The 13011-nt window shown below is 72.6% G+C and carries 13 protein-coding genes and 1 pseudogene; 12 read left to right on the plus strand and 2 right to left on the minus strand.

The features are described from left to right. Window positions 1–39 precede the first annotated feature (39 nt). Together K6T13_RS01440 and K6T13_RS01445 are read right to left on the minus strand one after the other, a co-directional pair. Complete coding sequence (locus tag K6T13_RS01440) at window positions 40–1188, minus strand: endonuclease/exonuclease/phosphatase family protein (protein ID WP_222896423.1); 1149 nt, start codon at window positions 1186–1188, stop codon at window positions 40–42. Window positions 1189–1240: 52 nt separating this feature from the next. Continuing rightward, window positions 1241–1735, minus strand: a complete 495-nt coding sequence (locus K6T13_RS01445) for an inorganic diphosphatase (protein ID WP_222896424.1) — start codon at window positions 1733–1735, stop codon at window positions 1241–1243. Window positions 1736–1839: 104 nt separating this feature from the next. On the opposite strand from K6T13_RS01445, the gene dacB reads away from it, so the two are divergent. The 12 genes and pseudogenes from dacB to K6T13_RS01505 all read left to right on the plus strand — a co-directional run bounded on the left by dacB (window position 1840) and on the right by K6T13_RS01505 (window position 12998). After that, window positions 1840–3282 carry a D-alanyl-D-alanine carboxypeptidase/D-alanyl-D-alanine endopeptidase gene (gene dacB, locus K6T13_RS01450; RefSeq protein ID WP_222896425.1) on the plus strand — a complete coding sequence of 481 codons (1443 nt, stop codon included), beginning with the start codon at window positions 1840–1842 and terminating at the stop codon, window positions 3280–3282. Window positions 3283–3316: 34 nt separating this feature from the next. Next, window positions 3317–4336, plus strand: a complete 1020-nt coding sequence (locus K6T13_RS01455; protein WP_346729097.1) for a zinc-dependent metalloprotease — start codon at window positions 3317–3319, stop codon at window positions 4334–4336. Between the two features lie 4 nt (window positions 4337–4340). Continuing rightward, window positions 4341–5324, plus strand: a complete 984-nt coding sequence (gene tilS / locus K6T13_RS01460) for a tRNA lysidine(34) synthetase TilS (protein ID WP_222896426.1) — start codon at window positions 4341–4343, stop codon at window positions 5322–5324. Window positions 5325–5565: 241 nt separating this feature from the next. Next, window positions 5566–6117 (plus strand): hypoxanthine phosphoribosyltransferase, encoded by a 552-nt coding sequence (gene hpt / locus K6T13_RS01465; RefSeq protein ID WP_222896427.1) that lies wholly within the window; start codon window positions 5566–5568, stop codon window positions 6115–6117. A gap of 175 nt (window positions 6118–6292) precedes the next feature. Beyond that, a complete protein-coding gene (gene ftsH / locus K6T13_RS01470; protein ID WP_222898094.1) occupies window positions 6293–8359 on the plus strand; it encodes an ATP-dependent zinc metalloprotease FtsH in 2067 nt (688 codons plus the stop codon). 2 nt (window positions 8360–8361) lie between these two features. After that, window positions 8362–8974, plus strand: a pseudogene (gene folE / locus K6T13_RS01475) (GTP cyclohydrolase I FolE); the annotation flags it as partial. A 7-nt stretch (window positions 8975–8981) separates the two neighbouring features. Then, window positions 8982–9806, plus strand: coding sequence for a dihydropteroate synthase (folP, locus tag K6T13_RS01480; protein ID WP_222896428.1), 825 nt, complete (start codon window positions 8982–8984; stop codon window positions 9804–9806). Continuing rightward, a complete protein-coding gene (gene folB, locus K6T13_RS01485) occupies window positions 9803–10168 on the plus strand; it encodes a dihydroneopterin aldolase (RefSeq protein ID WP_222896429.1) in 366 nt (121 codons plus the stop codon). Before folP ends, folB begins: the two co-directional genes overlap by 4 nt. Continuing rightward, the gene (gene folK / locus K6T13_RS01490) at window positions 10169–10738 is read left to right on the plus strand and encodes a 2-amino-4-hydroxy-6-hydroxymethyldihydropteridine diphosphokinase (RefSeq protein ID WP_222896430.1); all 570 of its coding nucleotides are present in this window, start codon (window positions 10169–10171) and stop codon (window positions 10736–10738) included. A gap of 77 nt (window positions 10739–10815) precedes the next feature. Further along, the gene (locus tag K6T13_RS01495; protein ID WP_222896431.1) at window positions 10816–11220 is read left to right on the plus strand and encodes a DUF3180 domain-containing protein; all 405 of its coding nucleotides are present in this window, start codon (window positions 10816–10818) and stop codon (window positions 11218–11220) included. A 9-nt stretch (window positions 11221–11229) separates the two neighbouring features. Further along, complete coding sequence (locus K6T13_RS01500) at window positions 11230–11808, plus strand: tropomyosin (RefSeq protein WP_222896432.1); 579 nt, start codon at window positions 11230–11232, stop codon at window positions 11806–11808. Between the two features lie 98 nt (window positions 11809–11906). Continuing rightward, on the plus strand, window positions 11907–12998 hold the full coding sequence (locus K6T13_RS01505) for a GNAT family N-acetyltransferase (RefSeq protein WP_222896433.1): 1092 nt from the start codon (window positions 11907–11909) through the stop codon (window positions 12996–12998). Window positions 12999–13011 lie beyond the last annotated feature (13 nt).

The raw sequence follows: 13011 nt of genomic DNA on the forward strand, positions 1-13011 counted from the left end.
CGGACGTTGCGTTACCCAGCGACCGCCGTCCGTCACCAGCTAGAGGTCGAGCTCGACCACCACGGCGGCGTGGTCGGAGGCCTGGTGCACCGACTCGGTCATCTCCGGGTAGGTCTCCCACGCGGTCGGCCGGGTCTTCCGGTCGCCCCAGACCCCCTTGCGGTAGACCCAGCCGCTCTCGAAGGCCGGCAGCAGGCTGGTCGAGAGCAGCACGTAGTCGAGGCGGTCGCGCAGACTGCACGGCGCGTAGGTGCCCGGACGCTCACCGACGTCGAAGCCGGGCAGGTCGAAGCAGGAGGTGAGGGGCCCGGCCGGGTCGAAGAGGGCCGCCAGGTTGTCCGGGACGGCTCCCTCCTCCGGCGGCCCCTCGTTGAGGTCACCCAGCACGATCACCCGGTCGCCGTCGGCGACCCGGTCGTCGACGATGCTGCGGACCCGCTCGGCCTGGCGCCGGCGCTTGTCGTCACCGCCGCCGCTCTGGGACTTGAAGTGGTTGACGAGGACCTTGACGACCGCCCCCGTGGGGGTCCCGACCTCGTACTCGCAGCAGTCACGGCTGAAGACGATCCCGACGTCGTCCTCGGCGTCGACCTGCGAGCGGATCCAGCGGATGGGGAAGCCGCGCTTGGTGAGGATGCCGACGTCGATGCCCCGCTCGTCGTTGCCGTCGACCAGCATCAGGTGGTGGTAGCGGTCGGCGAGCAGCTCGTGGTTGAGCCGCAGCAGGGCGGGCCGGTCCTCGGCCTCCACGATGGCGAGGATGTCGGCGTCGACGTCGGCGATGACCCGCGCCGTCATCCGGGTGCCGACCTCGTCGACGGCCTCGGTCGCCAGCTCGGCCCAGCCGATCCAGGAGCCGCGGCCGCTCGCGACGATCTCCACGTCGCGGGTGGAGTCGTTGGGCTGGCTGTCGAAGCTGCCCCGGTTCTTGCGCAGCCAGGCCCAACGGGGTCTGGCCGTGCTCCGGCGTACGGCGCCGTGCGTGTTGACGTAGTAGATGCCGAGCCCGACGAGCAGCTCGCGGAGCCGGGCCCGGTCGGCGGCGTCGTAGACCGGCTTGGCGATGAGGGCGTTGAACTCGCGGTAGTCGGCGAGCACCTGCTCACCCTCGGCGTGCGTGGCGGCGTCGAACGCCGTGGGGCGCGCGAAGAGGTTCTCGACGTTGAAGCAGGCGATCCTCACCAGCATGACCCAGACCTTGCTGCTCGGGACTGGGTACCAGTGTGCACCCGCTGGGGCGTCAGTGGCCCCCGTTGTCCTGGAAGCGCTTGAACGACGCCTCGACCTCGGCCTCGGCCTCGGTCCGCCCCACCCAGTCGGCGCCCTCGACGGACTTGCCGGGCTCGAGGTCCTTGTAGACCTCGAAGAAGTGCTGGATCTCGAGCCGGTCGAACTTGGAGACGTGGTTGATGTCGCGCAGGTGCTCCAGCCGCGGGTCGTGCGTGGGGACGCACAGCACCTTGTCGTCACCCCCGGCCTCGTCGGTCATGCGGAACATGCCGATCGCGCGGCAGGCGATGATGCAGCCCGGGAACGTCGGCTGCTGGAGGATGACCATGGCGTCGAGCGGGTCGCCGTCCTGGCCGAGGGTGTTCTCGATGAACCCGTAGTCGGCGGGATAGGCGGTCGAGGTGAACAGCATTCGGTCGAGCCGGATCCGGCCGGTCTCGTGGTCGACCTCGTACTTGTTGCGCTCACCCTTCGGGATCTCCACCACCACGTCGAACTCGAGCACGTCCACAGCCTCCACGTCGCCAACTGGTCACCGACCCGGTCCGGGTCGTTCCTTCCAGTGTCGCGCACAATGACCCGGAACGCGCAGTCGGAAGGGGTGGCGGGGTGGCCGGACGTGACCGAGGCCACGGGGAGCACGGCTCGGTCCGGGGCTGGCTCGCCCTGGTGCTCGTCCTGGCCGTGGCCGGTGGGGTCGCGACAGCGTGGCGGCTCGACCTGCTCGACCACTGGCTGGCGGACCCGCCCGACCCGGTGACCGAGCCGGCCGCGGTGCCCCCGCCGGAGGGCGTCGAGGTACCCGCGCTGCCGGAGCCGCCCCCCGTCGCCGAGGCCGCCGACGGGGCCCGGGTCGACCCGGCCGCCGTACGCCGTGCCCTCGCCCGTGGCCTGCGCGACGAGGACCTCGGCCGCTCGGTCCACGCCGCGGTGGCCGGGCTCGACGACGACCGCGCACCGGCCTACGCGGCCGGATCCGGGGCGTTCATGCCCGCCTCGACCATGAAGCTGCTGACGGGGGTCGCGGTGCTGGACGCCCTCGGCCCCGACCACCGTTTCGCCACCACGGTCGTGGCCCGCGGCCGGACCCTCACGCTCGTGGGCGGCGGTGACCCGTTGCTGGCCCGGCGACCCGCCTCGAGCGACTCCTGGCCTCCGCGCGCGGACCTGCTCGACCTGGCCCGGCGCACGGTCCGGGCGCTGCCGGACGCCGCGACCCGGCGACCGGTGCGGCTGCGCTACGACACCGGCCTCTTCACCGGGCCGGCGGAGAACCCCTACTGGCGTGCCGACTACGTGGCCGACGACATCGTGGCTCCGGTCAGCGCGTTGTGGGTCGACGGGGGGCGGGAGTCCTCGGGCATCGGGCGCGTCGATGATCCCGCGGCGACCGCAGCGGCCGCCTTCGTGGATGCGCTGGGACGACGTGGCGTCCGCGTCGCCGGCAGCCCCCGGCCGGGCACGGCACCGACCCGGGCCGAGGAGGTCGCCCGGGTGGAGAGCGCCCCGCTCTCGCAGCTGGTCGAGCACGCGATCCTCGTCAGTGACAACGAGACCTCCGAGGTGCTCTCCCACCACGTGGGTCTCGCCGTGGTCGACGACGCCTCGTTCGCCGGCGGCGCCCGCGGCGTACGCCGCACGCTGGCGGGGCTCGGGGTGCCGATGGCCGGCGCGGTGCTGCGCGACGGCAGCGGCCTCGCCCGGGGCAACCGGCTCCGGCCGCTCACGCTGGTCGAGGTGCTGCGGCTCGCCGCCGAGGACGCGCGACCCGAGCTGCGCAGCGTCCTCACCGGCCTCCCGGTGGGCGCGTTCACGGGCTCGCTGACCTATCGCTTCGACCGCGCCCCCCGGGACTCCCTGGGACGGGTGCGGGCCAAGACCGGCACGCTGACCGGGGTCAGCGCCCTCGCGGGCGTGGCCGTCGACGCGACGGGCAACCCCCTGGCCTTCGTCCTGGCCGCCGACCGGGTGAGGCTCCCGGACACCCTCGATGCCCGGCAGGACATCGACAACCTCGCCGGCGCGCTGGGCGCCTGTCGCTGCTCGCGCTGAGCAACCGCGCTCGGCCCCCGACTAGGGTCGGGGTATGGCATCGATGGTGGACTGGGAGCTGGCCGTGACCGTGGGCGGCCGGCTGGCCGGGCCGGGTCCGGAGGTGACCCGCGAGCACGCCGAGGCGACGGTGGCCCAGCTGCGGGCCGACGCCGATCGCTCCACCGGGCTGGTCCGTGAGTTCACCGGGCTCCAGGCCGCGGAGCGCACCGCGCCCGTGCTGGTCGTCGACCGCCAGGGCTGGGTGGAGGCCAATGCCGCCGGGTTCGCCACGATGCTGGAGCCGGTCATCCGACGCCTCGAGGAGAAGAAGGGGCCCGCGACCGGGCTGTCGCTCGCCGTCGGCTCGCGCGTGACGGGCGGCGAGGTGGGCGTGCTGCTCGGGTTCCTCGCCACCAAGGTGCTGGGCCAGTTCGATCCCTTCCACGAACCGTCGGGTCGGCTGCTGCTGGTGGCGCCCAACGTCGTCCACGTCGAGCGGGAGCTGCGTGCTGACCCCGACGACTTCCGGTTGTGGGTGTGCCTGCACGAGGAGACCCACCGGGTGCAGTTCACGGCTGTCCCGTGGATGCGGGACCACCTGTTCTCCGAGTTCGAGGCGCTCGCCTCGACCGTGGACCCCGCGAGCGTCCTGCAGGACGGGCTCAAGCGGGCCTCGGAGGCACTGCGCAGCGGGGGAAACCTGCTCGAGGCGTTCGGCTCGCCGGAGCAGCGCGAGATCCTCGACCGGGTCACCGGGGTGATGTCGCTGCTGGAGGGCCACGCCGACGTCGTCATGGACGGGGTCGGGCCGCAGGTCATCCCCTCCGTGGCCAAGATCCGCGCCGCCTTCGACCGGCGACGCGCCGGCGTCGGCGTCCTCGACCGGCTGCTGCGCAGGCTGCTCGGCCTCGACGCCAAGATGGCCCAGTACCGCGACGGCGCGAAGTTCGTCCGCGAGGTCGTCGACCGGGTGGGCATGGCCGGGTTCAACGCCGTCTGGGAGCGAGCGGAGAACCTTCCCGGCAAGGCGGAGATCACCGACCCGGACGCGTGGGTGCGGCGGGTCCTGTGACGTCGTGAGTCTCGACCCGGCCGTCGCAGCCTGCCGACGCGGGGTGCGGCAGGCGCTCGCGGCCCTCGAGCCCGGAGATGCGGTGCTCGTCGCCTGCTCCGGCGGCGCCGACTCGCTGGCGCTGCTCGCGGCCACCGTCGCCGAGGGGCACCGGCAGACCCTGCGGGTGGTCGGCGCGACGGTCGACCACGGCCTCCAGGCGGGTTCGGGGGAGCTCTCCGAACGGGTGGTCGCCCAGATGGTGGCCCTCGGCGCCGACGAGACGGTGGGGGTGAAGGTCCACGTGGAGGGCGGCGGCAGGGGCCCGGAGGCGGCCGCCCGCGAGGCGCGGTACGCCGTGCTCGAGGAGGCGGCCGGGCGGATCGGGGCCCGGCGGGTGCTGCTCGGGCACACGCTCGACGACCAGGCGGAGACGGTGCTGCTCGGGCTGACCCGGGGGAGCGGCGGTCGGTCGCTGGCCGGGATGAGACCGGCGTACGGCGTGTTCGTGCGGCCGCTGCTGGGGGTGACGCGTGCCCAGACCGAGGCCGCCTGCGTCGCGGACGGCATCGCGTGGTGGACCGACCCTCACAACAGCGACCCGGCCTTCACGCGCGCCCGGGTGCGCCAGCGGGTGATGCCGGTCCTGGAGAAGGAGCTCGGCCCCGGGATCGCGGCCACGCTCGCGCGCACCGCCACCCAGCTGCAGGCCGACGTCGCCGCCCTCGACGCCCTGGCGGAGGAGCACCACCTGCGGCTCGACGACGGGGGCTGGTTCGACACCGCGGGACTGGCCGAGCTCCCCGACGCGATCCGGTTGCGGGTGCTCCGGCTGGCGGCCCTGAGGGCCGGTGCCCCCGGCGGCGACCTCACCCACGGCCACCTGCAGGGTGTCGACGAGCTCGTCACCTCCTGGCGCGGGCAGCGGTGGATCGGGCTTCCCGGCCCCCTCCACGCCGTCCGTCAGGACGGGCGACTCACCTTCCGTCGTCCGGACACAGCCGACTGACCCGTTCGGACCATCTTCCGCCGAACTGCGGCGCGCCGCCTTGCGGGTGGCAACGATGGGTTCTGCGACCCCCCCGGTCGCAGAGCAGAGCCCCCCGGTGCCGCGGCCAACCCCCCGGCCCAGGCGCCGCCGGGTGCGCGACGGTCACACCCCCGGGACCGCCGCAGCCGGTAGCGGTGGCGCGGCCCGCCCCCCTGGGGCCGCGCCACCTGACCGGCCGCTCGCCCCCTAGGCTGCCTCCATGGACGCCTCCCACGTCTCCGACGACCTCGTCGATGTCCTCTTCACCGAAGCACAGATCCGCGATCGCCTGGCCGAGCTGGCCCGCGAGATCGAGACCGACTACGAGGGCGAGGACCTGCTCATCGTCGGGATCCTCCGTGGGGCGGTGATGGTCATGGCCGACCTGGCGCGGAGCTTCAGCCGACACCTCGAGATGGACTGGATGGCGATCTCGTCCTACGGGTCCGGCACGAAGTCCAGCGGGGTCGTGCGGATCCTCAAGGACCTCGACACCGACATCAGCGGTCGGCACGTCGTCATCGTCGACGAGATCATCGACACCGGTCTGACACTGTCCTGGTTGACCTCCAACCTGGCCTCGCGCGAGCCCGCCAGCGTCGAGATCTGCACCCTGCTCCGCAAGCCCGAGGCGCTGCAGATGCCGGTGGACGTCAAGTACGTCGGCTGGGACATCCCCAACGAGTTCGTCGTCGGCTACGGCCTGGACTACCGGGAGCGGTACCGCAACCTGCGGGACATCGGCACCCTCGCCCCCCACGTCTACTCCTGAGCGGCCGTCCCTGGGCGCCGCGCCGGACCGGCCGGACGCCGCTGGCCAGCCCACCTCGCCCCGGCGTTCGGCGTCGGCGCTCTCTGGCCCCTGATTGGGCGGCCTGCGAGAATGGACCAGACCGGCGGCGCGGTAGCGTCGTGGGTTCCCTGAGACCTTGACACGAGAGAAGCACGTGAAGCGGATCCTCCTCAATCGCTGGGTCATCGGCATCCTCGTCGTGACCGGTGTCCTGCTCGTCCTCCAGTACCTCGTCCCCACGGGCGAGTACGAGGAGATCAGCACCTCGCGCATGACCGAGTACATCGAGGCGGGCGAGGTCAACGAGATCAAGTTCATCGACGGCGACCAGGTCATCGAGGCGTCCCTGGACGACAGCGTCCAGCGCGAGGGCGGCAACCGGGTGATGACCTACTGGCTCACCGACACCCAGGCCGAGATCGAGGAGCAGGTCCAGCGCCAGATCGCCGCCGGTCAGATCGAGAGCTACACCACCGAGGTGGCACGGCCCAGCGTTCTCGGCTCGATCCTGGCGACGTTCATCCCCTTCATCCTCATCATCCTCGTGTTCCTCTGGCTCATGAACAACGTGCAGGGCGGCGGTGGCCGTGGCGTCATGCAGTTCGCCAAGTCCAAGGCGAAGATGATCACCAAGGACATGCCGAAGACGACCTTCGGCGACGTGGCCGGCTGCGAGGAGGCCATCGAGGAGCTGGGCGAGATCAAGGAGTTCCTCGCCGAGCCGGCCAAGTTCCAGGCCGTCGGTGCCAAGATCCCCAAGGGTGTGCTGCTCTACGGCCCGCCCGGCACCGGCAAGACGCTGCTCGCCCGAGCCGTGGCCGGCGAGGCCGGCGTGCCGTTCTACTCGATCTCCGGCTCCGACTTCGTCGAGATGTTCGTCGGCGTCGGCGCCAGCCGTGTGCGTGACCTGTTCGAGCAGGCCAAGGAGAACGCGCCCGCCATCGTCTTCATCGACGAGATCGACGCGGTCGGCCGGCACCGCGGCGCCGGCATGGGCGGCGGCCACGACGAGCGCGAGCAGACCCTCAACCAGCTGCTCGTCGAGATGGACGGCTTCGACGTCCGCGGCGGCGTCATCCTGATCGCGGCCACCAACCGCCCCGACGTCCTCGACCCCGCGCTGCTGCGGCCGGGTCGCTTCGACCGGCAGATCCAGGTCGACGCCCCCGACCTGTCGGGCCGCCACCAGATCCTCAAGGTCCACTCGCGCGGCAAGCCGATGGCCCAGGACATCGACCTGATGGCGGTGGCCCGTCGTACGCCGGGCATGACCGGCGCCGACCTGGCCAACGTGCTCAACGAGGCCGCGCTGCTGACCGCCCGGCAGGCCGGGAAGCTGATCACCAACGAGTCGCTCGACGAGGCGATCGACCGCGTGATCGCGGGCCCGCAGCGGCGTACCCGCCTGATGAGCGAGAAGGAGAAGCTCGTCACGGCCTACCACGAGGGCGGTCACGCCCTGGTGGCCGCCGCCCTGCCCGGCAGCGACCCGGTGCACAAGGTGACGATCCTCCCGCGCGGCCGGGCACTGGGCTACACGATGGTGCTGCCCGACGAGGACAAGTACTCCCAGACCCGGAGCGAGCTGCTCAACAAGCTCGCCTACATGATGGGCGGTCGTGCCGCGGAGGAGATGGTCTTCCACGACCCCACGACCGGCGCCGGCAACGACATCGAGAAGGCCACGGGTCTCGCGCGGGCGATGGTCACCCAGTACGGCATGACCGAGGTGCTCGGCGCGGTCAAGCTGGGCGAGTCCAACTCCGAGCCGTTCCTGGGCCGCGACATCGGCCACCAGCGCGACTACTCCGAGGCCGTCGCCGCCAAGGTGGACGAGGAGGTCAAGAAGTTCGTGGCCGCCGCCCACCAGGAGGCCTTCGACATCCTCGAGGAGAACCGCGACGTCCTCGACAGCCTCGTGCTCGCGCTGCTCGACAAGGAGACCCTCGACAAGGAGGAGGTCGCGGAGATCTTCGCGGCGCTGCGGCCGCGTCCGGAGCGCCCGGCGTGGACCGGCTCGCCCGACCGCAACCCCTCCGCCATCCCGCCCATCGAGGTGCCGGACGAGATCCGCGAACGCGCACGCACCAACGGCACGCCGGAGCCCAGCGAGGGCGGCGTGGTGATCACGCCCCCCGGCGCGGGCGGCGACATCCACGGCGGACCCGAGGTGGCGGCGCCGCAGAGCGACCCGCCGACCCCGCCGACGACGGGCCCCTGAGCATGGTGGATCCCATCGCCCAGCCGCTGGTCGATCCCGACGACGTCCCCCCGTTCGACCTCGCGCGGGCCGAGGCCGCGGTTCGCGAGCTGCTGACCGCCATCGGGGAGGACCCCGACCGGGAAGGGCTGCGCGAGACCCCGGCCCGCGTCGCCCGGGCCTACGAGGAGCTGACCTCGGGCCTGCGCCAGCGACCCGAGGACGTGCTGACGACCACGTTCGACCTCGGTCACGACGAGATGGTGCTCGTGCGCGACATCGAGCTGTGGTCGATGTGTGAGCACCACCTGGTGCCGTTCACGGGCGTCGCCCACGTCGGCTACATCCCCGCCGACTCCGGCAAGATCACCGGGCTCTCCAAGCTCGCCCGCCTGGTCGACCTCTACGCGAAGCGGCCGCAGGTGCAGGAGCGGCTCACCACGCAGGTCGCCGACGCGCTCATGAAGCTGCTGGACGCCCGCGGGGTGATCGTCGTCATCGAGGCGGAGCACCTCTGCATGACGATGCGCGGGGTCCGCAAGGCCGGGGCCCGCACCATCACCTCCGCCGTGCGCGGGCAGATGCACAACGCGGCCACCCGCGCCGAGGCGATGGCACTCATCCACCGCAGGCCGTGACGTCGATGACGCCGCGGCTGATGGGGGTCGTCAACGTCACCCCCGACTCCTTCTCCGACGGCGGCCGGTACGCCGACACCGACGCCGCCGTGGTGCACGGCCGCCGGCTGCTGGCCGACGGCGCCGACATCCTCGACGTGGGGGGTGAGTCGACGCGGCCCGGCGCGACCCGGCCGCTGCTCGAGGAGGAGCTGTCCCGCGTCGTACCGGTCATCACCCGGCTCGCCGCCGAGGGAGCCGTGGTCTCCGTCGACACGATGCGCGCGGCCGTCGCCCGAGCCGCCCTGGACGCCGGGGCCGCCCTCGTCAACGACGTGTCCGGGGGGCTCGCCGACCCGGACATCCTGGACGTCGTCGCGGACTCCGACGCCACCTACGTCGCCATGCACTGGCGCGGCCACGCCGACCGCATGCAGCAGGCGGCGTCCTACGACCAGCCGGGAGGCGTCGTGGCGGCGGTCTGCCGTGAGCTGGGGGATCGGCTCGAGGCGATCCGGGCCGCCGGCATCCCCGACGACCGGGTCGTGCTCGACCCCGGGCTGGGCTTCGCGAAGACCGCCGAGCACAACTGGGCCCTCGTCGCCGGCCTGGACCGGCTCGCCGAGCTCGGTCGTCCGCTGCTGGTCGGCGGGAGCCGGAAGTCCTTCCTGGGTTCGCTGCTGGCCGACGCTGCGGGCACCCCGCGTCCGGTCACCGACCGTGAGGCTGCGAGCACGGCCCTGACCCTGGTGCTGGCCCAGCGGGGGGTCTGGGGGATCCGGGTCCACGACGTCCGGTCGAGCCGCGACGCGTTGCGCGTCCTCGACCGCGTGCAGCAGGAGGAGCGGTGAGCGACGAGCTGACGATCGCGGGCATCGAGTGCTTCGCCCACCACGGCGTCTTCGAGCACGAGCGGCGCGACGGCCAGGTCTTCGTGATCGACCTCACCCTCGGTCTCGACACCGCTCCGGCGGCGCGGAGCGACGACTTGCGCGACACCGTGGACTACGGAAGCCTCGTGGAGAAGGTGAAGGCCGCGGTGGAGTCCGACCCCGTCGACCTGATCGAGACCCTGGCTGAACGGGTGGCCCGTACCTGCCTCTCAGCGGGTCGTGTTGAATGGGCGCGGGTCACGGTGCACAAGCCGCAGGCCCCGATCGCGGCGACGTTCGCCGATGTGGCATTGACGATCCGGAGAGACGCGAGGGACTGAATGAGCGAGACGCCCAACCCGCACATCATCGATGCCGACACCCTCACCGGGGAGATGCGGCCGATCCGCAGGGTGGTGCTGGCGCTGGGTTCCAATCTCGGTGACCGGATGGCCGCGCTGCAGGGCGCCGTCAACACGATCGCCGACACTCCCGACGTCTGGGTCACGGCCGTCTCGCCGGTCTACGAGACCGAACCGGTCGACAGCCCGCAGGAGGCTGACAACTTCCTGAACGCCGTGGTGCTCGCCGACACCACGTTGGCGGCCCACCGGCTCATGGACCGCGCCCTCGCGGTCGAGGACGCCTACGACCGCGAGCACAGCGAGGTCCCCAACGCCCCCCGCACCCTCGACGTCGACCTGATCGTCGTGGGCGACCGGCGCTCCGACGAGGACGGCCTGCGGCTCCCGCACCCGCGGGCGAAGCAGCGCCCCTTCGTCCTGCAGCCCTGGCTCGACGTCGAGCCCGACGCGGTGCTCCCGGACGCCGGCCCGGTGAGCGACCTGCTCGCCGACCTCGACACCTCGGGGATCAAGCGTCGGGACGACCTGACGCTCGAGCTCCAGTGACTCCGGGTCCGTCGGGACGCCAGCCTCCCGACGGGCACCTCCGACCGACCGGCCCGGCCGCGATCGGTGGTTCCGTCATGGCGGGGCTGGTCCTGGGCTGGCTGCTCCACCCCGTGGCCGACCGCGTCGGCACCGCGCCGCTGGTGACGTGGCTGCAGCCGCTCGCCCTCTTCTTCGTCGCTGCGGTGCTGGGTGGCACCGCCTGGCTGACCCACCGCACCCTCCACGTGCGCCACGACTACCTCGAGCCCTACCGGGCCGTGAACCGGCTGGTGCTGGCCCGGGCGTGCGTCGTCGTCGGTGGCCTGGTGGCCGGCGGCTACGCCGGGTACGCCGTGAGCTGGCTGGGCGTGCGGGCCGAGCTCGGCGACCAACGGCTGGTCCGCTCCGCCGTCGCCGCACTGGCGGGCGTTGCGATCGTCGTCGCGGCTTTGCTTCTGGAACGAGCGTGTCGCGTCCGTTCCGACGACGAGGAGCCGTAACCTCGGCGCATGTCTTCCCCGACTGCTCGCCGGCGACAGCGCAGCACCCGCCTGACCGTCGCCGTTCTCCTGCTCACGCTCGCCGCGGCCCTCGTGACCGTCGCGTTCCTCGACAACGTGGCCTGGTTCCAGGCCTTCGCTGCCGTGTCAGCCGTGGTGCTCGGCGCCGCGTCCACCCGGATCACCCACTCCGAGCTCATGCAGACCCGCCGCGACGCCGCGCGTGACCGGGCCGAGCAGGCCCAGCACTACCGCGAGCTGACCGACCAGCGCACCGACGAGCACGCGCGCTTCGTCGACACGATGCAGGCCCGCGCCCGGCAGCAGGACCACGCCCTCGCCGAGCTGGAGACCGCGCTGTCGGCCGCCCAGCGACGCGCCGCCGACGCGACCCGCAAGTACAACGCCGAGGCGCGCCGTGCCGAGGCCGCCGAGCAGGAGGGTCGCGAGGTCGGCGCCCGCCTGGAGGAGGCCGAGGAGCGGGCGGCGGAGGCCCAGCTCCGGGTCGCCGAGCTGCAGTCCGAGCTCGACGTCGCCCGGGCCGAGCTGCTGGCCTGGCAGAGCGAGCCCCACCGCCTCCGGGCCTGACACACACCCCCTGACGCGGCGTGTGCCCCACCGTGCGCTCCAGCGCACCATGGGGCACACGCCGCGCTCGTGTCCGGGGGATGGAAGAATGATCCGACGTGATCCCTGAGGACAACCGTTTCCACAGCGACCCCGACGGGATCCTCGCGGACTCCGAGCACCTCGTCGACGGCTGGAAGGTCGAGGCCCCCGATCCCTCCGACCGGTTCACGGTCGCCCGGCTGACCCAGCTCCTGCGTGAGCACGAGCGCGCCGGCCGGGGCTGGGCAGGCGCATCGGTCGACGACGTGCTGGTGGAGGTCTCCGAGCGCGGGCTGCGGATGCGCGAGAACGTCGTGCTCCGCGACCCGCGGGGCGAGATCCGGGCCTGGGGCAGCGTCCACGACCGGGCCGAGGGCCGGATGCTCTACGCCCATGTCGTCGAGCGCGGCCTCCCTGACGACGTCGCGAGCTCGTGCGCCCGGCTGCTCTTCGAGTGGGCCGACGAGCAGGCCCGCGCCGTCGGGCTGGCCCGGGGCCTCGAGGTGCAGCAGATCGACACCGGCGCCTTCGCCGACGACGAGCGCCAGCACCGCTGGCTGGAGTCCTGGGGCTACCGCAAGGTCCGCACCTGGCTGCAGATGACCCGACCGGTGACCGAGGACGAGAGCGACCTCGTCCCCGACCCGGCGGAGTGGCAGAAGGACGCCGTCACGATCCGGCTCGTCCGCCGCCGTCCCGACGGGCTCCCGGACTCGGTCGACCTCCACGCCGTCCACCAGGTGCTCGAGCAGGCCTTCCGCGACCACTTCAACTCCTGGGAGGAGACCTTCGGGGAGTTCGTCCACCGGCTGCTGGAGGAGCCCGGCCACGACTGGGACCACTGGTGGATCGCGGAGCTCGCCAATCCCGACCTCGAGATCGGTCCGATCCCGGTGGGGGCGCTGGTCGGCACGGTGTCGGAGTCCGCCAACGGACCCGCGGGCTCCTACGTCGGCTACATCGGTGTCCTCGACGACGCCCGCGGCCAGGGGGTGGCCAAGGCCCTGCTCAACACGATCATCGCCGACGCCGCCTCGCGCGACCGTGACCGCGTCGGGCTCGAGGTTGACGCCGACTCACCCACGGGCGCCCGCGGGCTCTACGAGGCCATGGGCTGGCGCACCAAGTACGTCACGGAGTCCTGGCACCGGGACGTCCCGGTCCGCTGACCGTCCGGCAGGG

It is taken from the genome of Nocardioides coralli (assembly GCF_019880385.1).
Lineage (GTDB): Bacteria > Actinomycetota > Actinomycetes > Propionibacteriales > Nocardioidaceae > Nocardioides > Nocardioides coralli.